Source organism: Brachybacterium sp. ACRRE, assembly GCF_022346485.1.
GTDB classification, from domain to species: Bacteria; Actinomycetota; Actinomycetes; order Actinomycetales; family Dermabacteraceae; genus Brachybacterium; species Brachybacterium halotolerans.
The window spans coordinates 29982-53583 of sequence record NZ_JAKRMO010000014.1 but is presented as its reverse complement, the minus strand read 5'-3'; the positions used below and the strand labels follow the sequence as shown (position 1 = coordinate 53583).

Here is a 23602-nt window from a genome sequence, read left to right as displayed (position 1 = left end):
CGGATCACCCGTCCTGTCACGGGCGGGCCAGGGCACCGCTGCGCAGGACCCCCGTGTTCGGGGCGCGGCGCGCCGCGCGACGTGGCCCACATTCTCCAACCCCTGCCATCCGCTTATGACACCCATAAGCTACGTTCGGAGAACACGATCACTGCCGCCTCGGCGTGTCCGGGCGCAGTCGGGTGCATCCCTGCACCGGTCGTGCGTCGCGCGGAACGGGGAGTCCGCAGATGACGCGGGATGTCCTCGATCCGCCGCGCGACCCGCGGGAGGGCTGGCGTCGGCCCACCCGCCGCTCCGGCAGCTCCAGAGCTCGACGTCCAGGAGGCCCGATGTCCGACCCCGCATTCCCGACCGCATCCGCGGCCCCGTCCCTGCCCGCGGTCCCGGCCGCTCCGGCGGTGCACGTGCTGCACGACAACCCGGAGTGGATCGCCCCGTTCACCGCGGCCTTCGAGGCCGTCGGCGTGCCGCTGATCGAGTGGCCGCTCGACGGCGGCGTGCTCGACCTCGACGCCGAACCTCCCCAGGGCGTGTTCTGGTCCCGCCTGAGCGCTTCGTCCCACACCCGCGGCGCCCCGCACGCGAAGGACGTCGCGCGCGGCACCCTCACCTGGCTCGAGTCCTGGGGGCGGCGCGTGGTGGGAGGCTCCCGCGTGGCCGACCTCGAGGTCTCGAAGATCCAGCAGCACGCGGCGCTGCGCCATGCCGGGTTCGACGTGCCGCGCACGACTGCCGTGCACGACCGCGGCTCGCTCGTCGATGCCGCCCGCACCCTGCCCGCCCCCTTCATCACCAAGCACGACCAGGGCGGCAAGGGCCTGGGCGTGCGCCGCTTCGAGGACCACGAGTCCTTCGAGGAGTACGTGCGCGGCGCGGACTTCGAGGAGAGCGCCGACGGCATCACCCTTCTGCAGGAGCTGCTCGTTGCCCCCGAGCCCGTGATCACGCGCGCGGAATTCGTGGGCGGCCGTTTCGTGTACGCGGTGCGCGTGGACACCTCCGGCGGCTTCGAGCTGTGCCCCGCGGACGCCTGCGCCCTGCCCGGCACCCCGACTCCCCCGGCCTTCCGGCTCGATGACTCGATCACCACGAGCACGCCCCTGATCCGGCGGTACGAGGAGCTGCTGGCGGACCTCGGGATCGAGATCGCGGGCATCGAGTTCCTCACCACGACCGACGGCCGCACCGTCACCTACGACCTCAACACGAACTCCAATTACAACCCGGCGGTCGAGGCCGAGGCCCCGACGCCGGCGGTGCGGCAGGTCGCGCGATGGTTCGGGGAGATCCTGGACGCCGAGCGCGGCACGGTGCCGCTGGACGTCGTGCGGGGCGCCGCATGAGCGCCGCACGCGAGACGGCCGCCACCGGCGCCTTCACCGCGGAGTGGACCGCCTGGCACGAGGCGCACGAGCGCTCGCGTACGGACCCGCTCGGCATCCTCGCCGCGACGGGGCTGCACTGGCTGGGCCGCACGCGGCTGCGCGCGCCCGGGGTCCCTGGCGCCTGGTCCGTCGGCCCCCAGGGCCCGCTGGTCGAGCTCGCCGAGGGCGAGGTCCTCACGGCAGGCGGCGAGGAGCTGCGCGGCACCCGCCAGCTCGCACCGTTCATGCACGACGGCACCGTGCTGCTGCACTTCGTCGACCGGGCGTCCGGCGCGTCGGGCGCGTCGGGCGCGCCAGGCACGTCCGAGCACGGCGTCGACGGGGTCGCGGAGGTTGCACGGCGCGGCAGCGGCGTCATGCTGCGGCCCCGCCGCGCGGACAGCCCCTACCTCGCCTCCTTCACGGGGACGAAGGCCTACCCGGCCGACCCGCAGTGGGCGATCGACGCCCGCTTCGTCGCCGACTCCGCGCCGACCACGCGCCGGGTCGATGCCGTGCTGCCCGGCATCCAGCACAGCTTCTCGAGCCCGGGCCGCCTCGAGTTCGAGCGCGACGGGCGCACCCACCGCCTCACGGCGTTCGCGGGCGCGGACGGCGCGCTGACGGTCCTGTTCCGGGACGCGACCAGCGGGATCACGACCTACGCGGCGAGCAGATCGCTCACGGTCCCCGCCCCGTCGGCCGACGGCTCCGCGGTGCTCGACTTCAACCGCGCGGTGAACCTCCCCTGCGCCTACACGGACTTCTCGACCTGCCCGGTGCCGCCACGGGAGAACACCCTCCCCTTCTGCGTGGATGCCGGGGAGAAGGTGCCCGCCGCCCGCGCGAGCGCGGCGTGAGCATGGCGTGAGTCTGGGGCGAGCGAGCCGTCGCCCGGGAGCGGCCGGTGGTGTGACCCCTGCCGCCGCCGGGTGACGCTCCCCTCATATCGTGATCTAGTAGACCCTGCACGCCTACTTAGGCGAACCTGCATACTCACTCAGCTCACCCGAAGGACCGTTCTGTGACCTCGTCGCGCCCGCTCCCCCGCACCTCCTCCCACGAGCCCTCCGTCCGTCGCCCGCTCGCGCGGCGTTCCCTGCTCGGGATCGCCCCGTCGGCCGCCGTCCTCGCCGCGCTCACCGCGTGCGGCGCGGGCAGCCAGTCGGCTGACGACGCCGCCTCGGACGCGGGTTCCTCCGACGGCGGCTCCGGGGCCGCGGCGGGCGGCGCGCAGGGCGCCCCGTCGGACCTGCCCGAGGGCTGGACCTGGGTGGAGGGCACGGACCTGCCCTCGGCGTCGGCGACCCCGGAGCTGCCGGTGACGGTCACCGACGGCACGGGCGAGAAGGTCGAGGTCAAGGACATCTCGAAGATCATCGTGGGCGGCGAGGACGTCGCCGACATCCTCGCGGCGCTGGGGCTGCAGAAGAACATCTATGCGGCCCCCACGAACTCCGTCGCCCAGGCCGCTCTCGATGCGCCCGAGCACTTCGAGTTCAGCCAGAAGACCGGCGTCGAGGGCCTGCTGAGCGTCAAGGGCACGCTCTTCATCGGCAACAACGTCAAGCGCCACGGCAAGCCCGCGGCCCAGTTCCGGGAAGCCGGCGTGGACGCCGTCGTGGTCGACGACCAGCAGCCCATCGCCGACAAGATCCGGGCCGTCGCCGAGTACGTGGGGGCGAAGGATGCGGGCGAGGAGCTCGCGAGCGCCGTCGAGGACCAGCTCGACCAGGCCGCGTCCGACGCGAAGGGCACCGGCATCGACGGCCTGCGGATCCTCGCGGTGACCTCGAGCGGCGCGGGCGGGGCGAACGCCGTGGTCGGCACCGGCACGGCCGCCGCCGACATCATCGAGGCCGCGGGCGCGACGAGCGTCGGCGTCGAGGAGGGCCTGCGCGGCTACTCCGTGAAGTACAGCGACGAGGGCCTGCTGGACACGAAGCCCGACGTCATCCTCACCGGCGACGGCGACCTCGAGGAGTGGGGCGGGCTCAAGGGCTTCCTCTCCGCCTTCCCGACCCTCGCGCAGACCCCCGCGGGCACCTCGAACACCTTCTTCCTCATGCCCAGCGAGCAGATCAAGGTCAGCGGCGTGGGCGTCGGCGCCGGTGCGATCGCGCTGGTGAAGGCCCTCGCCGCCGTCGCGAAGTGACCGCCGCCGAGGACACCGCCGGGTCCGCCCCGCGCCGTGCGGCGCGCGAGCGGACCCGGCGCCTGCCGCTCGCGATCGGCCTGCCGATCAGCGGCGCGGTGCTGGTGGTCGCGATCGTGGTCTCGATCGGCACGGGTCCCATCCAGCTCAGTCCGAGCACGGTCCTGGGCGTCATCTGGCACGAGATCCTCGGGCAGGGCGCCGCGCGCCCGGCGCTCGAGACCACCGTGGTGATGGACCTGCGGATGCCGCGCGTGCTGTTCGGGGCGCTCTCCGGGGCGGCGCTCGCGGTCTCCGGCGCGGCGCTGCAGAGCCTGTTCCGCAACCCGCTGGCCGATCCCGGCATCATCGGCGTGAGCGGCGGCGCCTCCACCGGGGCCGTCGCCGCGATCGTGCTGCTTCCCCCGCTGACCGGTGCGGCGGTCGCCTGGGTGGTGCCCGCCGCGGCCTTCGCGGGCGGCATCCTCGCCACCACGCTGATCTACGCGCTCGCCCGCCCGGGCATGGACTCGGGCACCGCGCGGCTGCTGCTCGTGGGCATCGCGATCGGCTCCGCCTTCGCCGCGATCACCGGGTTCCTCACCTTCGCGGCCGACGACGACGATCTGCAGACGGTCGTCTTCTGGCAGATGGGCTCGCTGGGCGATCTGGACTGGATGAAGCTCGCGATCGGCACTCCCGTGATCCTCGTCGGCGTGGCGATCATGATCCTGCTCTCGCGCCGCCTGGACCTGCTCACGCTCGGCGACCGGCAGGCCCACCACCTGGGCCTCGACGTATCCACGACCCGCAAGATCGTCATCGGGACCACGGCGCTGCTGACGGGCACGAGCGTCGCCTTCGCGGGCACGATCGGCTTCATCGGGCTCGTCGTCCCCCACATCGTGCGCCTCATCTGCGGGCCCGCGCACCGCGGGGTGCTGCCGATGTCGGCCGTGATCGGAGCGCTGCTGATCGTCGTCGCGGACACGCTCTCGCGCACCGTCGCCCCGCCCGCCGAGGTGCCGATCGGCCTGTTCACGGCGATCATGGGCGCCCCGTTCTTCCTCATGCTCGTGCTGCGCTCGCGGACGGTGCGGCTGTGAGCGCGCAGACGGGGGCTCGCGTCGGCGCCACGGCGGCCGATGGCCTCGCGGCAGGCACCGAGGAGGCAGGCGCGCCCGCGCCCGGCACCACCGGCACCGAGCCGTGGATCCGCGTCGAACGGGCCGGCTTCGCCATCGGCGGTGCGGTGCTGCTGCAGGATGTCGAGTTCTCGGCGAGCGGGGGCGAGCTCGTGGCGCTCGTCGGCCCCAACGGGGCCGGGAAGTCGACGCTCCTCTCCCTGCTCTCGGGGGATCAGCGGCCCACGAGCGGTCGCGTGCTGCTGGACGGCAGGCCGACGGCCGACTGGCCGGCGAAGGCTCTGGCCCGGCGGCGCTCGGTGATGACCCAGCACCACAGCCAGGCCTTCTCCTTCACCGTGCACGAGGCGGCGGCGATGGGCCGCGCCCCGCACCCCGTCGGCCCGGACGACGACGCCCTCATCGAGCGCTGCCTGCGCGAGGCGGACGTCGACGCCCTCGCCGGGCGGGACGTCACGACGCTCTCGGGCGGCGAGCTCGCGCGGACCGTGTTCGCCCGCGTCCTCGCCCAGGACGCCCAGGTGGTGCTGCTCGACGAGCCGACGGCCGCTCTGGACCTCCATCATCAGGAGGTGCTCATGGCCCGGGCGCGCGAGCTCGCGCAGGAGGGCCGCTGCGTGCTCGTGGTCCTCCACGACCTCACCCTCGCCGCGCGCTGCAGCGACCGCATCGCGATGTTCGACGGCGGGCGCCTGGTCGCGCTCGGACCGCCCGAGGACGTGCTCACCCCCGACCGGATCCGCGAGGTCTATCGCCACGAGGTCGCCGTGCTCGAGCACCCGACCTCCGGCCGGCCCCTGGTGGTGCCGCTGTGACCGCGCAGGAGCCGACGCGCCGTCGCCCCCGAGCTGCCGGAGCTCCCGGAGCTCCCGGAGCTCCCGGAGCCGCCGGGGCCGCCCGGCGCCCCGATCTCGCGGCTCTCCTGTCCGGGCCCCGGTGGGAGCCGCTCCCCCGGCCGACGGACGCACCCGTCCAGCAGGTGCGCGTCGTGCGGGCCGAGCAGCACCCCTCGACGGCCGCCCCCGTCGGCGCGGCCGTCGAGGTCCTCGCGCGCGAGGACGATCGCGCGATCATCCGGCTGCGCCACCGCGCTCCCGGCGCGAGCGCCGTCGCAGCGCAGATCAACGGCTGGTGGACCCCCGATCCGCCCGACGGCCTCGACCTCGTCGCCCAGGGCGACGGATGGTTCGCGGGCGTGCTCTCCGTCCCCGGGGACCTCTGCGCGACGATCGCCTTCCTCGAGCACCATGATGATGACCGTGCCGACGGTGCCCCGGCAGACCCCCCGTGGTGGAGCGACGGACTCAAGGGGAAGCGTCCGGCGGCGCCGGCGCGACCGCAGGCGCGGCCCGACGGATCCCTGGTCCTGGACCTGGTCCGCGACCGGGTCGTCGCCTCACACGCACCCTCCAGCGTCCCCGTGCACGAGCTGGCGACGGCCGCGGGCGAGCCGCGCACACGCTGGTGCGCGATCGGCGGGACACGTGGGAGCAACGGGACCAGCGAGGACGACGGAGACCGAGCGGGCACAGGGGACGACGCGCTCCCGCCGTCGGACCTCCCCCTGCTCGTCGTCACCGACGGGGAGGCGCACGTCGACCGCCTGGACACCCCGGGAGCACTCGCCGAGGCCGTCCGCGCCGGCGACCTCCCGCCGCTGCTCGCCGTGTTCCTCGACGCATGGCCCGACCGCGCCCGGGACCTGGGCGTGCCCGGCGGACAGGCCGCATGGATCGCGGACACCCTGGTGCCGCGCCTGCGCCCCACCCCCGATCCGCGGCGCACCGTGGTCACCGGGTCGAGCTTCGGGGGCCTGACCTCGCTCTTCACCCTGGCCCGGGCGCTGCACAGGATCGGTGCCGCGATCGCGCAGTCCGTCTCGCTCTGGCGCTACCCCCATCTCGCGCTCGCAGCACCCCTGCGCGCGGCGCTGCTCAGCGAGGCCCCCGGGAGCGTGCGCATCCGTCTGCACGCCGGTCACTTCGAGGGGACCATGGGCGAGGCGGCGCGCGAGCTCGCGGACGCCGTGTCCGACGGGACCGGGGCCACGATCCCTGTGCGCATGCATCGCGGGGGCCACGACTGGGCCTGGTGGCAGCCCGCGATGGTCGAGGAGCTCTCCGCCCTGCTCGCGCCGGATCGCGCCTGACCTCGTCTGACCACGCCTGATCTCTCCGATCGCGCCTGATCGTCCGCGCGGCCCCATGTGAACGCGCGGCCCGCGCGAGGGGTCGGCCGCACTACCATGGCCGCTCGTCCGTTTCCCGGAAGAAGGAGTCCCGTGACCGCCGCAGCCCTCTCCCCCCGGCACCCCGTCCTCGCCGATGCCCTGAACCGACATCGCTCGCTCGGGATCGATGCCGCACTGGTCGTCGCCGGAGCCGCGATCGTCGCCCTGCTGGCGCAGGTCGAGATCCCGCTGCCCGTCGTCCCGATCACGGGCCAGACCCTGGGCGTGCTGCTCGTGGGCGCGGCACTCGGTGCGCGCCGCGGAGCCGCCGCGCTGACCGCGTACATGGTCGCCGGCCTCGCCGGGGCCCCGGTGTTCGCGGGCTTCAGCGGCTCCCTCGCCGCGGTGATGACGCCGAGCTTCGGGTTCATCCTGGGCTTCATCCCCGCCGCGTACCTCGCGGGCTGGTTCGCCGAGCGCTCGTGGGACCGCCGCTCCTGGAAGGCCTTCGCCGGCTTCGCCGCCGCGAGCGTCGTGCCCTTCCTCGTGGGCGTTCCCTACATGGCCTGGATCCTGAACGCCGTGATGGGCGCGAGCGCCGACCTCGGCCAGATCCTGGCCCTGGGTGTCACGCCCTTCATCGCGGGCGGCGTCGTGAAGGCCGCGATCGCCGCGGTCGCGATCCCGCTCGCCTGGCGCGGCGTGCGCGCGATCGACCGTTCGCAGCGCGACTGATCACTCCCCGCCGCGGCCCTGCGCCGCGCCGGATTCCGAGGCCCCGCGGGTTCGCCCGCGGGGCCTCGCGCGTCCCACCGCCACCCCGCTTGTTGATAATCTTTCCCAACACAGAGTGGTCGCGCCGGTCCGCACCGCCTGCTCCAGTCCGCCTGCTCCACTCCATCCGCTCCACTCCACGCGCCCCGCACCAGGAGGACGCCCGTGCCCGTCGGCCCGTCGGCCCCGCAGCCCGTTCCCGTGATCGCCCTGACCGGGCACCTCGGGGCGGGGAAGACGACGGTGCTCAACGCGCTGCTGGCCGCGCCGGGCGCGCGCCTGGGCGTGATCGTCAACGACGTCGGCGAGATCAACGTGGACGCGGCGATGGTCACCGGCCAGGTCGACGACGCCGCCTCGATCGCCGGCGGCTGCCTGTGCTGCCTGCCGGACTCGACGCCGCTGGACGATGCGCTGGAGCGCCTGTCCCGGCCGCGTCTGGCCCTCGACGCCATCGTCATCGAGGCGAGCGGGGCCGCCGAGCCGCTCGCACTGGGGCGCATGATCCGCTTCTCCTCCGCCGAGCGCACGCGACTGGCGGGCATCGTCGAGGTGGTCGACGCCGAGACGTGCTTCGAGACCGTCGACCCCGGCGGGGACGGCCCGCACCCGCGTCCCGCGCCCGCCCGGTACGCCGCTCCCTCGCTCGTGCTCGTCACCAAGACCGACCTGCTGCCCGCACGGCTCGCCGCACGGCGGCTCGAGGCGATCACGGCCCGCGTCCGCGAGCGCAGCGAGGACGCCCACATCCTGGCCGTCCCCCGCGGAGGGCTCGACCCGGCGCTGCTCCTGGACGTCGCCCGGACGGAGGATCCGCCCGACCAGCTGCCGCTCGCGGCGCTCGCGCGGGAGGAGCACGCCCGGCACGTCCATGAGCACGCGGATGCCGTCACGGTCCACGCGCACGGCCCGGTGGAGCCGTCGGCCCTGGCCGACCTGCTCGAGGACCCGCCCGAGGGCGTCTTCCGCCTCAAGGGGATCGTCGCCGTCACCGGACCCCGTGATCGGCGGCGCTTCGCGCTGAACCTCGTGGGCCGACGCGTGCATGTGGCGACAGCGCCGGCGCGGGCGCAGGCCGAGGCGGAGGCGGAGAGCGAGCATCCCGAGGGGCTGGTCGCGATCGGCATGCACCTCGACGAGGCGGCGGTCCGTGCCCGGCTCGTCGCAGCGCTCGCCCCGTGCGAGCATCCCAGCGCCGCGGGCATGCGCCGTCTGCTGCGGCTGAAGCGGCTCAGCGCCTGAAGGTCGCGACCGACGGGAGCCGGGAGGGGACGAGCGCCGGGTCCCCGGGGAATTCTCGTCGCCTCCCCCTCGTTCGTCCTGCCATGGACGTCTCCGATGGTTCGACGGCGGAAGCCTGGGTCCTCGCCGCATCGCGCACGGTGCGGCTCGCCCCCGGGGAGGTCCTGCCTCCCCATCGCACCTCCCTGTGGCTGCTCGTGCGGGAGGGCGCCGTCGAGGTCGCCGGGCGCACCGGCCCCCATCGCCTGGAGCCCGGGGACGCCGCCTACATCCACCGCGCGCGCGTGCACCCCGTCCGCGCCCTGTCCGTCACCTCCCTCGCCGTCGCCGACCTCCGGCGCCTCGGGAAGAACCCGCCGGCCGCGCCGCTGATCGCGCGCGATTTCGCCGCCCGCCAGAACGGCGCCGTGGCCCTCCTCGACCTGTGCCCGATGCGACCGGAGACCGCCGTCGACCGGCCCCGGATGACCACCGCCTACGGCGAGATCCTCGGTTCGGCGATGCTCTCCGAGGCCGGCGGCGCGACCCCGTCGACCGCGGCGGATCCGATCGTCCATCGCGCGGCAGGGGCGATGGAGAGCGACCCGCTCCACGGCTGGACGCTCTCCGAGGTCGCCGGGCACGCGCACGTGGGCACGACCGTCCTCGTGGAGCGCTTCCGGCGCGCCACGGGCCTCAGCCCGATGCAGTATCTGCGCCGACTGCGCCTCGAGCAGGCCATGGACGAGCTGGGGCGGACCGACGCCCCGCTCGCACGCGTCGCGGGCACCGCGGGATACGGGTCCGTCGAGGCCTTCGTGCGGGCCTTCCGCGCGCACACGGGCTGCACGCCGGGCCGCTGGCGTCAGTCGATCCGGGGCCTCACCGGGAGCACGATGAACACGAGCGCGGCGAGCACGGCCGCGACGGCGCCGAGCCGCAGCGCCGCCGGATAGCCCGCGCCGTCGACGAGGGCCCCGCCGAGCACCGCACCCACCGTGATGGCCGCCTGGAAGGCCGTGACCTGCAGTGAGACGGCGGCCTCGGCACGGTGCGGCTCGACCGCCGTCACCCACAGCTGGGTGGTCACGGGGATCATGTTGAAGCCGACGCCCCAGGCGACCGTGCCGAGCACGAGCAGCGGCGCGTGCTCGGCGGAGGCCACCGTGAACAGGGACGCCGCGAGGATCGCCGGGGCCGCCGCCGTGGCCCAGCGCAGCCAGCGCGAGAGGTAGCCGCCCGCGAGGTTCCCGACCAGTCCGCCGATGCCCCAGGCGAGCAGGATCATCGCGACCGACGCGGGCGCGACCTCGGCGATCGCGAGGCGGATGTAGGGGTAGGCCGTGAAGTTCGCGAGCGCCGCGAGCCCCACGCCCACGATCCCGGCCATCAGGAGCCTGCTGCGCAGCACCTGCTTCATCATCTCGATCCCCGCCCCGGGCAGCGCCGGCACCGGTGGCAGCACGGCGCGGAGCACGAGGGCGGAGAGCACGCTGACGGCGGCGATGATCGCGAACACGGCGCGCCACCCCACGAGGTCGCCGAGCACCGAGGCGAGCGGCACGCCCACGATGGTCGCCGCGCTCGTGCCGAGGGCGAGGGCGGTCGAGATCAGGGCGGGCCGGCCCGTCACCCGCACGCCGATGGAGAACGTGAAGGACCAGTACCCGGCGATCGCGACGCCGAGCAGCACCCGGGCCAGCAGCACGAGGGGCAGTCCCGGTGCGACGACCACCACGAGGTTCGAGATCGTCGCGAGGGCGAGCAGTCCGAGCAGCACGGCGCGGCGCTCGGCGCGTGGTAGGAGCGCGGCGATCGTCGGGGCGGTGAACGCGCCCGCGAGGGCCGTGGCGGCCACGGCCAGTCCCGCGCGCCCCTCGGTGACGCGGAGGTCCGACGCCATCTGCGGGAGCACGCCCGCGGGGACGAACTCGGAGCCCACGAGCGCGGCGGTGCCCGTCGAGAGCGCGAGCGCCGTGATCAGAGCACGCCGCCCCGAGACCCGGGTCTCGGCGTCGGGGGCGTCGGGGGCGTCTGGGGCGTCAGGGGTGTCCTGGACGCCACGGTCTTCTCGGGTGGAACAGGTCATGTCCCGAGGCTCCCCGAGCGGGCGGCCCACGGACTGACCGTGCGACCGCAAGGACTGACCGCATGACCGGAGTGCTCGTCGGCGCGCCGACCAGGGCGTGGGAAGACGCAGGCAGGAGAGTGTGACCTGCGTAGCATGGCGGGATGATCCTCACCCCCGGAGGCGGGCCCGTCGGCGGCCCCACCAGTCGCGATGCCGCAGGTCTCCTCGCCCCCGAGGCGGTGCGTGCGCAGTTCCCCGCCGGCGAGCGCAGCGAGGCCGCCTTCCCGTTCACCGACCGCGATCTCGATCCCGTGCTCCACGTGATCGCACCGGGCGAGCGCCTGCACGTCTTCGTGTATCCTGAGCTCGACGACGCCCTCACCTGGGGTGCGACGCATGTGGCGGTGGATCTGGAGCTCTCCGACGGCACTCGCCTCTCCGAGCTCGGCGCACCCGACCAGTACGGCACCGCGATCGACGCCGCCGCCCAGGGCGCGGCGAAGATCCTGTACGCCGACCAGTGGAACGACGTGCAGGTCGATCTCTCCCCCGCCGTCGGCCGCACGATCGTGGGCGTGCTGGTGGTCGCCGATCCGCCCGCGGCGGACGGGGTCGCGCCTGATCTCACCGCCTGGTTCGACACGCCGCGCATCGAGCCGATCCCCGCCGACCCGCCCGTCGACGATCCCGTGGCCTGGGTGGACACCCGCCGCGGCACCAACGCCTCGGGCGACTTCTCGCGCGGGAACAACCTGCCGATCACCGCCTGGCCGAACGGCTTCGCGTTCTTCACGCCGATGACCGACGCGCGCTCCCTGCGATGGCCCTACCAGTACCAGCGCGCGAACGACGCGCAGAACCGTCCCCGGCTGCAGGGACTCGCCGTCTCCCACCAGCCGAGCCCGTGGATGGGCGACCGCAACCAGCTGATCATGATGCCGCTGACGGAGCCCGAGGCGACTCCCGTCGGGCGCTCCCGCGCCTTCACCCACGACGAGGAGACCGCCCGGCCCGACCTCTACGCGGTCACCCTCGAGGACGGCACGCAGCTGCAGCTCGCCCCGAGCGACCACGGCGCCGTGCTCGAGGTGACCTTCCCCGAGGATGCTCCTCGCCGCGCGCTGCTCCTCGAGGGGGCGGACGAGAACACGCGTCTCGATCTCGCGGGGGCGGTGTTCGACGGGACCTTCGCGGGCTGGGTCGACAACGGCACGGATGGCGAGGAGCGCTCCGCGGGGCGCTCGCGGATGTTCGTCGCCGGCACCCTCGACCCGCTGCCCGAGCACGTCGGCCCCGCCGGCGGGGACCTCGGGAGCGCGCGCGTCGCGACCTTCGCCGATGACGTCCGCACGGTGACGATGCGCCTGGCGACCAGCTTCATCGGCGTCGAGCAGGCCCGCCACACCCTCGACCTCGAACTCGCGGGCCGCGACCTGCGCACGATCCAGCGCGCGGCCCACGCTGCATGGACCGAGCGCCTCGGGGTGATCGGCGTCGAGGGCGCGACGGCCCCGCAGCGCCGCACCCTGTACGGCAATCTCTACCGCCTGAACCTCTACCCGAACTCCCAGCACGAGAACACGGGCTCGGCCCGCGATCCCCGGCCGATGCACGCCTCACCGGTGGCGCCCACGCGCGGCGAGGTCACCGATATGCGCACGAACGCCCAGGTCATCGCCGGTGAGCTGTTCGTCAATCATGGCTTCTGGGACACCTACCGCGCCTGCTGGCCGGCTTTCGCGCTGCTGTACCCGCAGCTCGCGCCGCGGCTCGTCGACGGCTTCGTCCAGCACTACCGAGAGGGCGGCTGGATCCCGCGCTGGTCCTCCCCCGGCTATGCGGACTGCATGACCGGCACGAGCTCGGACGTCGCCTTCGCCGACGTGCAGGTCAAGGGCATTCCCCTGCGCGATCCTCTCGCGACCTACGAGGCGGGCCTGCGCAATGCGACCGTCGCCTCCCCGGACCCGCTGGTGGGCCGCAAGGGGGCGGATCGCGCGATGTTCACCGGGTACGTCGACACAGACACGCCCGAGTCGGTGTCCTGGACCCTCGAGGCGCACATCAACGACCAGGGCCTCGCCCACCAGGCGAGACTCCTCGCCGAGGCCCCCGAGAATCCCGGGACGCACGAGCTGTCCGAGCAGCGGCGCCGCGCCCTGCGCGAGGAGGCGGAGTACCTCGAGGCCCGCAGCGCCGGCTTCGCGCTGCTGTTCGACTCGGCGATCGGCTTCTTCCAGGGCCGACGGGCCGACGGCGCCTTCGCGCAGAGCCCCGAGCAGTTCGACCCGCGCGACTGGGGCGGCGACTTCACGGAGACCGACGGCTGGAACTTCGCCTTCCACGTGCCGCACGACGGCGAGGGTCTGGCCGCGCTCTACGGGGGCCGCGAGCAGTTGCGCGCGAAGCTCGAGGAGTTCTTCGCGACGCCCGAGACGGGCCGACGCCCCGGCACCTACGGCGGCGTCATCCACGAGATGCACGAGGCGCGCGCGGTGCGCATGGGCCAGTTCGGCATGTCCAACCAGCCCAGCCATCACATCCCGTTCCTGTTCCACCACGCCGGCGCGCCCCATCGCGCGCAGGAGGTGGTGCGGGAGGTGCACCGGCGCCTGTTCACCGGTGAGCAGATCGGGCAGGGCTACCCGGGCGACGAGGACAACGGCGAGATGAGCGCCTGGTGGCTGCTGACGGCGCTCGGCCTCTACCCGCTGCAGCTCGGCACCGACGTGTACCACCTGGTCGCGCCGCTCTTCGACGTCGCGCACGTGCGGCCGCTGGGCGGCGAGGAGTTCACGATCCGCGTCGAGGACCAGGCGATGGACCACCCGTACATCCAGGCGGTGCGGCGCGAGGGCACGCTGCGCTCGACCTCCTTCCTGCGCCACGGCGACCTGCGCGGCGAGATCCGCGTGCAGCTGGGCGCCGAGCCGGGACCGGCCGACGCACCGCCCGACTCCCCGACGCCGCCCGGCGAGGCCCCGCGCCCTCTCGTCGACCTGCTCGCGCGGGACCCGGAGGATCCGCTCCTGGACGACGACTCCCGCACGGAGACCCTGCTCGAGCCCGTCGACGGCGAGGTCGTCATCGACCTTCCGCTGACGGCTCCGTCGCCGGGTCGCCCCGTCCCGCGCTTCCTCACCCTCACCTCCGGTGCCCACGAGGGGCAGGATCCGTCCTCGTGGCGCCTCGAGGTGCGCGAGGACGACGTGGGCCCCGGAGCCGAGTCGGCGCCGGAGGATGCTCCAGGAGACGGGGACGCTCGAGCGTCCGCGGCCTGGCGGGTCGTCGACGAGCGCTCGGGCGAGACGTTCCGGTGGCGCCGCCAGACCCGCCCCTTCGCCCTGCCCGACGTGCGAGGCGCCGTTGGTTCACCCCTCTCGGGCCCCGTGCGCTTCCGGCTGGTGCTCACGGGCGTGCGCTCCCCCATCGCTCTCGCGCAGATCGAGCTGCTGGCCCCTGCGCCGCTGCGCTGAGGTCCAGCGCCGCGGCGTCGGCCCCGCCGTCGACTCCTTCCGCGCGACACGCCGAGCATAAAAGAAAGTTTCTTACGTTGACCGGCTGGTTTCCGGAATGTTCACTCGCTCGGTCTTGACCCTCGGTCACGCTTTGGCAAAGGGTTGGTCATGGAAGCGGCGGCACGGGCGGATCGCCCCCGTCGACACCGGAGCAGAACGAGGAGTTGAGTTCCTTGTCCATCGACACCACGCAGCACGACATCAGCCGCGGATCCTTCCTCCGCGGGGCACTCGCGGCAGCGGGCGGCATCGCCGGGATCGGCGCGGCCACGGCAGCGGGCGCCGCCCCCGCCGGGACGTCGCCCGCGAAGGCCGACGGCGACTTCACGGTTCCCGAGAGCTGGGACCAGACCGTGTTCGGCACGGGGCTCGGGAACGGCAAGAAGGTCTACATCGACGGCCTCAGCGTCCTCTACCAGGAGGGAACGCCCACCACCCTGAGCGAGAAGGAGGTCGAGGCCCAGTTCGCCGACACCCTCCCCCGCGGCGCGAAGGAGGGCGAGATCTTCACGGCGAAGTCCACGGGCTCGCTCTCGCTCGACGGGAGCTCGGTCCTCGTGCGCCTCAACGGAGACAAGGGCACGCGGGTCAACGCCGAGGCGTACCTCGTGCGCACGGCGAACCCGAAGGCCCACGGCGTGATCACGAAGATCGACGTCCCCCACGTCACGCCCCTCTACCTCCCGCAGAAGGCGCACCTGGCATGGAGCACGACGCGGATCGACGATCCCGCCTCGGTCTCGACCAAGGAGGCCCGTGAGCAGCTCGGGAACGCCCTCGCCTGGTGCTACCAGACGAACGGGGAGCCGCAGGTCGACACGAAGGACGTCAAGGTCTTCGACGACGGCGTGCACATCACCGGCTACGCGCGCTGGATACCGGACGTCGGCCTGGGCTTCCAGCCCTACTACGGCATCGCGCTGCCGACGGCATCCGGCTGGAGCTACCTGTTCAGCAGGCTGCCCGGCAAGTGATCCACGGGCGGGTGGCACGACGGCAGCCCGTCAGCCTGCCGCACCTCCCACACAATCCGGCGACACGCATTCGGACCAGTTCAAGGAGCTGAGGACCATGTCCATCACCCGGAGCACCACCCACCACACCCTCAGCCGCGGCGCCTTCCTGCGCGGTGCGGCCCTCGCGGCCGGCGGCGCGATCGGCACGGCCGGCCTGGCGACCGCCACCGGCAGCCGATCCGGAGGACTCGCGAGCGCATCAGCGGCCGGGGACTCCTCCCCCGTGCCCCCGTTCTTCGAGGGCAGCGTGTTCGGCGACGCCCTGCACGATCGCGCGGACGGCTGCATCGCGAGCTTCGAGGACCTCTACCCGGAGAACGAGAACGTCGAGGGGAAGACGGGCCGGGTGACCTCGCTCAGCGCGAAGGAGCTCGCCGGCCTCATGAGCATCCGGATGTTCGCGCCCGCGGACAACGAGAGCGGCGAGACGTTCACCCCGAAGGTTGCCGAGGGCATCGGCCTCGACGAGGCCACGGCCGTGCGCTTCGTCGGCAACCAGGGGTCCGAGCACGTCGGCAGCGCACGTCTGACGCGCACTGCGAACGACCGCTCCAGCGGCGTCCTGCTCACCATGACGCCGCGCGGCCACGAGCCGTACGAGTACCCGGCCGGCGCCCGCCTCTGCTGGACCAGGCTCCTGGACGCGAAGTCGCCGAAGGGCGTCTCGACCGCGGCGGCGACGGAGATGCTCGAGAACGCGTACGGCTTCAGCTTCGCCGAGGAGGGAGAGAACCCCACCCGGACGCGCTCCGTGAAGGTCTTCGACGACGGCCTGCACATCCAGGGCGAGGCCCGCTACGGCACGAGCGGTCCGTGGACCACATGGCTCGGCGTCGCGCTCCCGGCCGACCCCGGTGCCGCACACCCGGGCGAGGACGGCTGGAGCTACCTGTTCGGCATGGTCCCGAAGGGCTGAGGACCCCGCCGAGACCCCGCATCGCGCGTCACCACGGCGCCGCGCACGAGCGACCGGGCGCCCCTTCCCATCGGAAGGGGCGCCCGCGTCGCGCCGTCATATGCAAGTCCCCTCGATGCGACACGCCGAGCACGGAACTCATTTCGCACCTCTGGCCTGCGGGAACCGACTCAACCCCACATCGAGGGGTTGACGTACGTAAAGTGCGGGTAAAGGGTTGGTCACGTTCATGGCACAGCGTCGCGCCGGACCATCCGACGCGCGCAGCCGACGCTCTTCCCCACTCCCGGAGAGGTCCCACCATGTCCGCCCAGCCCACCCGGAACACCCCGTCCCCGTCCATCACCCCTCGCACATCCTGCGCCGTGACCGGCACCCAGAGCGCCCAGGGCCCCCAGGGCCCCCAGGACAGCCGGAGCATCCCCCGCAGCTCGCTCCTGCGCTCGGGCATCGCCCTCGGCGCCGGAGCCGTGGGCGCCGCGATCGTCTGCATCGGCGCCGTCGGCACCCATGCGACCGGAGCCGACGCGGGGGCAGCCCCCGTCGGACCCGCGCCCCTGGCGCCGGCCGCCCGACCCGCCCTTCCGGAGGACTGGGAGGACACCGTCCTCACCCAGGACCTCCCCTCCGAGCGGGACGGCTACATCGCGAGCTTCACGACGCTCTACATCGACGGCCCCGTGAAGTCGGTCAGCGCGAAGCGCATCGCGGGGGCCGACGGCATCGTGAACTTCATGCCCCAGGGCACCGACAGCCAGTCCGAGGGCTTCACGCCGCACGTCTCCGGACCGGCGCGCCTGGACGGAGACCCGGTGACCCTTCTCCTCCTCGGCGATGCCGGCTCCGAGGTCTGGGCCGAGGTCCAGTTGGTGCGCACCGCGAATCCCGGAGCCCGCGCCCTGCTGCTGCACGTGCTCGGCTCCTCGGGCTGGTCGATCGCTCTGCCGAAGGGGACCCCGATCGTGGGCGACCTCATCCAGAAGGACTCCCCCGGCCTGGTCTCGAAGAAGGATGCGCGCAGCGCGCTCGCCAACGGCGTCTCGATGAGCTTCCACCCCGACGGCGACAACCCGGCCCGCATGGACCACGTGCAGGTCCTGGACGGCGGCCAGCACATCACCGGCGGCGTGAGCCATCCGGTGAGCGGGGACCGCGTGCACCACGACTGGTACGGCACGGCGGTCGGCGGCGACGGCGGCTGGTTCTACCTCTGCGCGCAGCTGCCCGACGAGAGCTGACCACACCCCGGGGCAGCGCCCCCGTCATGAGCGCGCGGGAGCCCGACCAGGCGGGCGCCCGCGCGCTCCGTCGCGGGACCGGCCGCAGCACCGCTGCAGCACCGGCTGCGAGTCGCTCCGAGGTCGCCCGGCGATCATCCGGCGATCACGGATCACCCACGCTCCGGACGCAGAGCGACGTATCGCGACGCATCATGACGCAAGTCTGTTCGATGCGACACGCCGGGCGCGGAACAAATTTTGTACCCGTGACCTGCAAGAACGCAATCTTCACCCTGAGGCGGGTTGACGTGAGTCAAGCCCTGGTAAAGGGTTGGTCATGTTCACGACGCGGGTCGCACCCGGCCCGGCCGATGACTCCATCCCCACGATTTGAGAGGCATGGTCATGCCCACCGAACTCCGCACCCGCGCCATCTCCCGCGGCACCTTCCTCCGCTCCGGTCTCGCCCTCGCAGGCGGCGCGCTGGGCGCCGCCGCACTCGGCAGCGGACCGCTCGGCGCGACGGACGCCGAGGCCGCCACGTCGGGCACGGGAGCCGCCGCACCGGCGAAGTCCGCACCGCCCGTCCAGCTCCCGAAGAGCTGGAAGAGCACCGCCTTCACCGCGCCCCTGCCCTCCACGCACGACGGATACATCGCGAGCTGGACTGCGCTGTACGGGGCGGGCCCGCTCACGTCGATGAGCGCGAAGAAGGTCGCGCAGGCGGACGGCATCTCGAACTTCCTGCCCTACGGCGAGTACGAGCAGAAGGAGCGCTTCACCCCGCACGTCGCCGGCACCGTCCGCCTGGACGGCGGCCCCGTGCGGATCCGCTTCGTCGGGAACAAGGGCAGGAAGTTCACGGCCGAGGCACACCTGGTGCGCTCGGCGGACCCGAAGACGCCGGCGCTGCTGCTGCACGTGCTCGGCAAGAGCGCGGCCTCGCTCGTGCTGCCGAAGGGGACGCCGATCGTCTGGGGCACTCCCCCGGTCGCGTCGCTGTCGAAGCTGAAGACGGCCGATGCCCGCGTGGTGCTGGAGCAGGGCGTCGGCTTCAGCTTCGGCGAGGACGGCCCGAACCCCGCGCATTCGAGCCGCGCGACCGTGCTCGACGGCGGTCGGCACATCGTGGGGAGCGTCCGCTTCCCGGCGCACGGCACCCGCGTGACGCGCCGATGGTTCGGCACCGCGGTGCGCGCGGACGGCGGCTGGACCTACCTGGTCGCCGAGCTGCCGAAGAGCTGACGGCCCCGCCGCAGACCGCCGAGGCGCCCACGCGCCCGGCCCATGATCGTCGTGCCCGGTTCCTGCCCACCGTCGGGGGGCGAGAGGGAGGAGCCGGGCACGACTCTTCTCCGTGGCGCGTCCTTACGCAGAAGTAAACTCGTTTCGCCACGCCGGTTGCAAAACAAATTTCTCACCGGTGGCCTGCAGGCTCCCCTCACAGGCCCGATTCACCCCTTGACGGCCAGTCAAGCGTTGGTAAAGCCTGAGTCATGCACAGGGCGGGTCTCCGGGACGGAGAGTCCGCCGCACCGGAGTCCGAGACCGAGGAGTGGTTCTCGATGACCACCATCCGCAGCACGCATGCCAGCACCACGCGATCCAGCACCGCAGCCCACGACGGTACGCGATCCGTCGTCACGCGAGGCACGTTCCTGCGCTCCGCGATCGCGGCGACCGGAGGCCTCGTGGGCCTGGGAGGCCTCGCGACCTCCGCACAGGCCGCGGGCACCGCCGGCGCGACCCCCGCCGGCGAGACCGGGGACCTCGAGCTCCCGGAGTCGTGGCAGGACACGGTGTACTTCGAGACCCTCCCCTCCGAGGACAAGGGCTACATCGCGAGCTTCACGACGCTCTACGGCCACACGCCCGTGGACCTCACGAAGAAGGAGCTCGAGGAGGCCGACGGCATCGTGAACTTCCGCGCCTACGGCGACGACGACGGGAGCGGCCCCACCTACACGCCGTCGGCGAGCTCGGGCATCTCCGTCGGCGGCGATCCCGTCGAGATCCTGTTCACCGGCTCCGACAACTCTGAGCTCATGGCCGAAGCCCACTACGTGCTCGGCACGGACCCGGAGAGTCCCGGGATCCTGCTGCACGTGCTCGGCACGAAGCACTGGACGATCCGCCTCCCGGAGCACACCGACTTCGCCTGGGACCTGATCCAGGTCGACTCGCCCCCGCTGGTCACCCAGGACGATGCGGAGCAGGCGCTCTGGAACGCGGTCTCCATGGGCTACGCCGAGGAGGACGACGGCGACTTCGAGACGACGATCAAGCACGTGAAGATCGTCGACGGCGGGGACGGCATCTCCGGCTGGACCCTCACCAACGGCGCCACGGATCCCGAATGGACGCTGTGGTACGGCACCGCGATCGGCGGCGACGGCGGCTGGTCGTACCTGTTCGGCAAGGTGCGCACGGACGGCGCGCTGCACTGAGCACATCGACCGGCGGGCACTGATCTTCCGACCGGCATCGAGGGGGACTGCCGATCTCGGAAGCGGAGCGGCCCCGCCGCCCATCACGGGCGGCGGGGCCGCTTCATGTCCCGCGAACGATCTCGCACGGGATCCGCGCACGAAGTCCCGAGACATCACCACGGCGGAGGGAGCGGGATTCGAACCCGCGGTACAGGGTCACTGCACAGTGGTTTTCAAGACCACCACATTCGGCCGCTCTGTCATCCCTCCCGGCGGCGGGCCCACGGGCCTCGCCGCCAGGAAACCTTATCGGATGACGGCTGCGAGGCCGGGGCCGTCGACCGGGGAACGTCGCCCGGGGGCCGTCGGCCCTGGCCGCACCTTCAGGCCGCCGCCGACTCCGGCTGCGCGTCGCCCCGGCGCGGCACGCCCTTGTGGGCGTGCCCTCCCGTGCGGTGGTGGCCCAGGATGATCAGCAGGAGTCCCACGACCACCCAGCCGCCCAGCACCAGCCAGGGCTGCACGAGGCTCGCGTCGGGGAAGTAGGAGAGGTCCCGCACCAGGGTCCCGGTCGCGCCGGGCACGAAGAACTGGCCGATCTCCCCGAAGGGCCCGGGCAGGAACTCCTTCGGGGACTGCGCACCGGAGATCGGGTTGCCGATGAGCATCGTGATCAGGGCGCCGACGCCGATGCCCGCACCGCCGATCAGGCTGTTCAGCCCCACGATGAGTCCGACCGTGCCGGCGAGGCTCAGCGTGACGGCCGCCCAGAGCTCGAAGGCGGGGGCCGGGGCGAAGCCGAACCAGGCATCGAGGATGAGCACCATGGCGAGCCCGCCGACCACCGCGTAGACCACGACGCCGAGCAGTCGCCGCCAGCTCCCCTTGAGCCCGAAGGACATGAGGGAGCCGCCCACGATGCCGCCGATGGTCAGGGGCAGGGATGCCACCGCCAGGCCCGCGCCCTGGGGGTCGTCGTCGGAGAGCGGCACCACGTCGGTGATCGTCGGCCCCTGGAGACCCGCCTGCGCGGCGTCGATGATCGAGCCGATCTGCTTCTGCATCTGCTCCTGCAGGGCCGAGGGGTCGGCCGCCTGCTGCGCCTGCTGGTCGCCGGGCTGCTGGGATGCGGCCTCGGACATCTTCTCCTTCGCCTGGGCAAGACCGCCCTGGGTCTGGGCGGCGACGATGCTGCGTCCGGTCTGGCCGAGCATCGTGGAGACCGAGGTGTTCGCCGCCGAGGCGGTGAGGACCTCGAGCTTGTCGTCCTTCGAGGCGGGCAGCACGAAGGCGCCGTAGGCGTCGCGCTCCTTGATGTGCGCCACCGCGTCGGAGCGGTCGTCCACCCGCGTGAACTCGAAGGGCAGGTCCTGCCCGTTCTTCTCCGCAGCGTCGCCGACGGCCTGCGTGAAGTCCTCGAAGTCGGACTGCGAGGCGACCACGTCGACCGTGACGTCCTTGGCCTTCGACTCGTAGGTGGGCCACAGGAAGGCCAGCAGCACGACGGTGATCAGCGCCGAGGCGATGAGCCCGAGGCCCACGGCCCTGCCCCACGGCGTGGGAGCGGGCTTGGAGGGTGCGTCGTCGGAGCTCGCGACGGCGGTGTCGGCGGATGCGGTGGCGGCGGTGGATGCCGTGGTGTCGATGGATGCTGCGGTGGCGGCGGACGCGGACGCGACCCCGTCGTGGGTCGACGGGGCCTCGGCCTCGGCCGGGGCCGGGGCCGACATCGCCGCCGGTGCGCGATGGGTCGCCTCCTCGCGCTGCTGCGCGGCGGCGTCACGCTGCTGCTGCGCCGACACGTCCTTGCGGTGCGTGTGCTCCTGAGCCATGCATCTCCCCTGATCTGCTGTCGAACGGCCGCCGCACGGCCGCCACCGGGCCGACGCCGGGTTCCGGACGGACCGTTCTTCGAATGAACGTTCTGAGTATGAGGTCCCTCCCGCCGACGCACAACCAGAACGAGCATTCTTTATGATGGGCGTCATGCCGAGGATCACCGAGGAGCGTCGTGCCGCCCAGAGAGCACGGATCGTGGAGGCGATGCGGGACGCCGTCCGCGAGAAGGGCATCAGCTCGGTCTCGATGTCCGAGGTCATCGAGCGCTCGGGGCTCTCGGCCGGGGCGATCTACGGGTACTTCCCCTCCAAGGACGACATCCTGCTCGCCGTCGCCGAGGGTCTCGCGGCCGACCGTCGCACCGAGCTCGAGCGCGTGATCGCGTCCACCCCGATCCCCCCGCCCTCGCAGGTGCTGCGCCTGCTGCTGACGACGATCCCCGAGTTCGCCCGCGACGGCACGCTGGTGCTGCAGGTGTGGGCCGAGGCGGCCCGCGACCCGCGCGTGGGCGAGGTCTTCGTGGGCGTCCTGTCCACGCTGCAGACCACCATGGAGGAGTATCTGACCTCCTGGTTCACCCAGGAGCAGCGCCCGGACCCCGCGGCGGACGCGAGCGCCTCGACGCGCGTGATGGCCGCGCTCGTCCAGGGGTTCCTGGCGCAGTCCGCACTGCTCGAGCAGACCGACGCCGTCGCGTTCTCGCGGGGCGTCGCCGCACTCCTCGGGGAGGAGACCGCGGAGGAGGGCTGATCAGGGCCGGGACCTCCCGCGTACCGTGGATCCCATGCGCGCGATCACGATCACCGAGGACCACCGCCTCCAGCTCAGCGACATCCCCGAGCCCGTGCCCGGCGACGGCGAGATCCTCGTGGACGTCGTCGCGGCGGGGGTGAACCGCGCCGACCTCGCGCAGACCGCCGGGCACTACCCGCCGCCTCCCGGCGCCTCGGAGATCCCCGGACTCGAGATCTCCGGTCGGCGCCGCGACACCGGGGAGGCGGTCGTCGCGCTGCTGGCCGGCGGCGGGTACGCCGAGGTGGTCGCCGTCCCCGAGGCGCAGGTGCTGTCCGCTCCGTCGGCCCTGGACCTGCACGACGCCGCCGGTCTCATCGAGGTCGCTGCGACCGTCGTCTCCAATCTCGTGATCGAGGCGGACCTGCGCCCCGGCGGCCGCACGGACAACCCGTGGCCGCGGCTGCAGGGCGAGCCCGCTCCCGGCCCGCAGACCCTGCTGGTCCACGGCGGCACCGGCGGCATCGGCTCCTTCGCGATCCAGTTCGCCCATGCGCTCGGCGCCCGGGTCCTGACCACGGTCGGCTCCGACGAGGCGGTGGGCACGGCGCAGGAGCTCGGCGCGGACCGCGCCTGGAACCGGCGCACGACCGATGTCCCCGCCGCCGTGCGCGAGGCCGGCGGGGCCGACGTGATCCTCGACGTCGTCGGCGGGCCGACCCTCCGCGACAACGTCGCGATGCTGCGCGAGCACGGCCGCCTCGTCGTGATCGGCACGATCGGCGGACCGCACGGCGAGCTCGACCTCGGCGCTCTGATGGGCCGACGGGCCCGGATCATCGGCACCACGCTGCGCTCGCGCCCGGTCGCGGAGAAGCACCTCATCGTGCAGCTGACCCGCGAGCTCGTGTGGCCGATGCTCGAGGACGGCTCCGTGCGCCTGCCGGTGCAGGCGCGACTCCCCCTGGCCGATGCCGAGCGGGCCCACCGGATCCTGGAGGACGGCGGCCACCTCGGCAAGGTCATCCTCGACGTCAGGGACTGACGGCC

The 23602-nt window shown here is 73.1% G+C and carries 19 protein-coding genes and 1 tRNA gene; 17 read left to right on the top strand and 3 right to left on the bottom strand.

The window, feature by feature from the left end:
- Positions 1-332: 332 nt before the first annotated feature.
- The 9 genes from MHY49_RS06165 (at position 333) to MHY49_RS06125 (ending at position 9767) form a co-directional block, all read left to right on the top strand.
- A complete protein-coding gene (locus tag MHY49_RS06165) occupies positions 333-1346 on the top strand; it encodes a RimK family alpha-L-glutamate ligase (protein ID WP_239203187.1) in 1014 nt (337 codons plus the stop codon).
- Positions 1343-2227, top strand: a complete 885-nt coding sequence (locus MHY49_RS06160) for a DUF1684 domain-containing protein (protein WP_239203186.1) — start codon at positions 1343-1345, stop codon at positions 2225-2227. The genes MHY49_RS06165 and MHY49_RS06160 overlap by 4 nt, the downstream gene beginning before the upstream one ends.
- Positions 2228-2391: 164 nt before the next feature.
- Positions 2392-3522, top strand: a complete 1131-nt coding sequence (locus MHY49_RS06155; protein WP_239203185.1) for an ABC transporter substrate-binding protein — start codon at positions 2392-2394, stop codon at positions 3520-3522.
- On the top strand, positions 3519-4607 hold the full coding sequence (locus tag MHY49_RS06150; RefSeq protein WP_239203184.1) for an iron ABC transporter permease: 1089 nt from the start codon (positions 3519-3521) through the stop codon (positions 4605-4607). Before MHY49_RS06155 ends, MHY49_RS06150 begins: the two co-directional genes overlap by 4 nt.
- Entirely contained in the window at positions 4604-5461 is an 858-nt protein-coding gene (locus MHY49_RS06145; RefSeq protein ID WP_239203183.1) for a heme ABC transporter ATP-binding protein, read from the top strand. Before MHY49_RS06150 ends, MHY49_RS06145 begins: the two co-directional genes overlap by 4 nt.
- Before the next feature lie 173 nt (positions 5462-5634).
- On the top strand, positions 5635-6795 hold the full coding sequence (locus tag MHY49_RS19305) for an alpha/beta hydrolase-fold protein (RefSeq protein ID WP_239203182.1): 1161 nt from the start codon (positions 5635-5637) through the stop codon (positions 6793-6795).
- Between the two features lie 132 nt (positions 6796-6927).
- Complete coding sequence (locus MHY49_RS06135; RefSeq protein WP_228357405.1) at positions 6928-7551, top strand: biotin transporter BioY; 624 nt, start codon at positions 6928-6930, stop codon at positions 7549-7551.
- Positions 7552-7755: 204 nt separating this feature from the next.
- Positions 7756-8832 (top strand): GTP-binding protein, encoded by a 1077-nt coding sequence (locus tag MHY49_RS06130; RefSeq protein WP_239203181.1) that lies wholly within the window; start codon positions 7756-7758, stop codon positions 8830-8832.
- 83 nt (positions 8833-8915) lie between these two features.
- Positions 8916-9767: an AraC family transcriptional regulator gene (locus MHY49_RS06125; protein WP_239203180.1), complete on the top strand. Its 852-nt coding sequence runs from the start codon at positions 8916-8918 to the stop codon at positions 9765-9767.
- Here MHY49_RS06125 and MHY49_RS06120 read toward each other — a convergent pair.
- Positions 9677-10900, bottom strand: coding sequence for an MFS transporter (locus tag MHY49_RS06120; protein WP_239203179.1), 1224 nt, complete (start codon positions 10898-10900; stop codon positions 9677-9679). The two genes, MHY49_RS06125 and MHY49_RS06120, sit on opposite strands and share 91 nt — an antisense overlap.
- A 143-nt stretch (positions 10901-11043) precedes the next feature.
- Here MHY49_RS06120 and MHY49_RS06115 point away from each other — a divergent pair, with 143 nt between their 5' ends.
- From MHY49_RS06115 to MHY49_RS06090, 6 genes are all read left to right on the top strand, one after another.
- Positions 11044-14358, top strand: coding sequence for a GH92 family glycosyl hydrolase (locus tag MHY49_RS06115; protein WP_239203178.1), 3315 nt, complete (start codon positions 11044-11046; stop codon positions 14356-14358).
- A 215-nt stretch (positions 14359-14573) separates the two neighbouring features.
- On the top strand, positions 14574-15374 hold the full coding sequence (locus MHY49_RS06110) for a hypothetical protein (protein ID WP_239203177.1): 801 nt from the start codon (positions 14574-14576) through the stop codon (positions 15372-15374).
- Between the two features lie 97 nt (positions 15375-15471).
- Positions 15472-16332 (top strand): hypothetical protein, encoded by an 861-nt coding sequence (locus MHY49_RS06105; protein ID WP_239203176.1) that lies wholly within the window; start codon positions 15472-15474, stop codon positions 16330-16332.
- Between the two features lie 302 nt (positions 16333-16634).
- Entirely contained in the window at positions 16635-17570 is a 936-nt protein-coding gene (locus tag MHY49_RS06100; protein WP_239203175.1) for a hypothetical protein, read from the top strand.
- Positions 17571-17957: 387 nt separating this feature from the next.
- Positions 17958-18797, top strand: a complete 840-nt coding sequence (locus MHY49_RS06095) for a hypothetical protein (RefSeq protein WP_239203174.1) — start codon at positions 17958-17960, stop codon at positions 18795-18797.
- Between the two features lie 320 nt (positions 18798-19117).
- Complete coding sequence (locus tag MHY49_RS06090) at positions 19118-19999, top strand: hypothetical protein (protein WP_239203173.1); 882 nt, start codon at positions 19118-19120, stop codon at positions 19997-19999.
- A 164-nt stretch (positions 20000-20163) separates the two neighbouring features.
- Here the strand turns inward: MHY49_RS06090 and MHY49_RS06085 are convergent.
- A tRNA-Ser gene (locus MHY49_RS06085) sits at positions 20164-20251 on the bottom strand.
- A gap of 113 nt (positions 20252-20364) precedes the next feature.
- Positions 20365-21813 carry an ABC transporter permease gene (locus tag MHY49_RS06080; RefSeq protein ID WP_239203172.1) on the bottom strand — a complete coding sequence of 483 codons (1449 nt, stop codon included), beginning with the start codon at positions 21811-21813 and terminating at the stop codon, positions 20365-20367.
- Between the two features lie 154 nt (positions 21814-21967).
- On the opposite strand from MHY49_RS06080, the gene MHY49_RS06075 reads away from it, so the two are divergent.
- Positions 21968-22570, top strand: a complete 603-nt coding sequence (locus MHY49_RS06075) for a TetR/AcrR family transcriptional regulator (protein WP_228357394.1) — start codon at positions 21968-21970, stop codon at positions 22568-22570.
- 34 nt (positions 22571-22604) lie between these two features.
- Positions 22605-23597 carry an NAD(P)H-quinone oxidoreductase gene (locus tag MHY49_RS06070; protein WP_239203171.1) on the top strand — a complete coding sequence of 331 codons (993 nt, stop codon included), beginning with the start codon at positions 22605-22607 and terminating at the stop codon, positions 23595-23597.
- Positions 23598-23602 lie beyond the last annotated feature (5 nt).

Excerpts from the sequence above, each read along its gene's own strand:
- MHY49_RS06125 (WP_239203180.1), top strand. The coding sequence starts at position 8,916 with ATGGACGTCTCCGATGGTTCGACGGCGGAAGCCTGGGTCCTCGCCGCA.
- MHY49_RS06095 (WP_239203174.1), top strand. The coding sequence starts at position 17,958 with ATGCCCACCGAACTCCGCACCCGCGCCATCTCCCGCGGCACCTTCCTC.
- MHY49_RS06100 (WP_239203175.1), top strand. The coding sequence starts at position 16,635 with ATGTCCGCCCAGCCCACCCGGAACACCCCGTCCCCGTCCATCACCCCT.
- MHY49_RS06075 (WP_228357394.1), top strand. The coding sequence starts at position 21,968 with ATGCCGAGGATCACCGAGGAGCGTCGTGCCGCCCAGAGAGCACGGATC.
- MHY49_RS06080 (WP_239203172.1), bottom strand. The coding sequence starts at position 21,813 with ATGGCTCAGGAGCACACGCACCGCAAGGACGTGTCGGCGCAGCAGCAG.
- MHY49_RS06070 (WP_239203171.1), top strand. The coding sequence starts at position 22,605 with ATGCGCGCGATCACGATCACCGAGGACCACCGCCTCCAGCTCAGCGAC.
- MHY49_RS06105 (WP_239203176.1), top strand. The coding sequence starts at position 15,472 with ATGTCCATCACCCGGAGCACCACCCACCACACCCTCAGCCGCGGCGCC.
- MHY49_RS06120 (WP_239203179.1), bottom strand. The coding sequence starts at position 10,900 with ATGACCTGTTCCACCCGAGAAGACCGTGGCGTCCAGGACACCCCTGAC.
- MHY49_RS06165 (WP_239203187.1), top strand. The coding sequence starts at position 333 with ATGTCCGACCCCGCATTCCCGACCGCATCCGCGGCCCCGTCCCTGCCC.
- MHY49_RS06115 (WP_239203178.1), top strand. The coding sequence starts at position 11,044 with ATGATCCTCACCCCCGGAGGCGGGCCCGTCGGCGGCCCCACCAGTCGC.
- MHY49_RS06090 (WP_239203173.1), top strand. The coding sequence starts at position 19,118 with ATGACCACCATCCGCAGCACGCATGCCAGCACCACGCGATCCAGCACC.
- MHY49_RS06160 (WP_239203186.1), top strand. The coding sequence starts at position 1,343 with ATGAGCGCCGCACGCGAGACGGCCGCCACCGGCGCCTTCACCGCGGAG.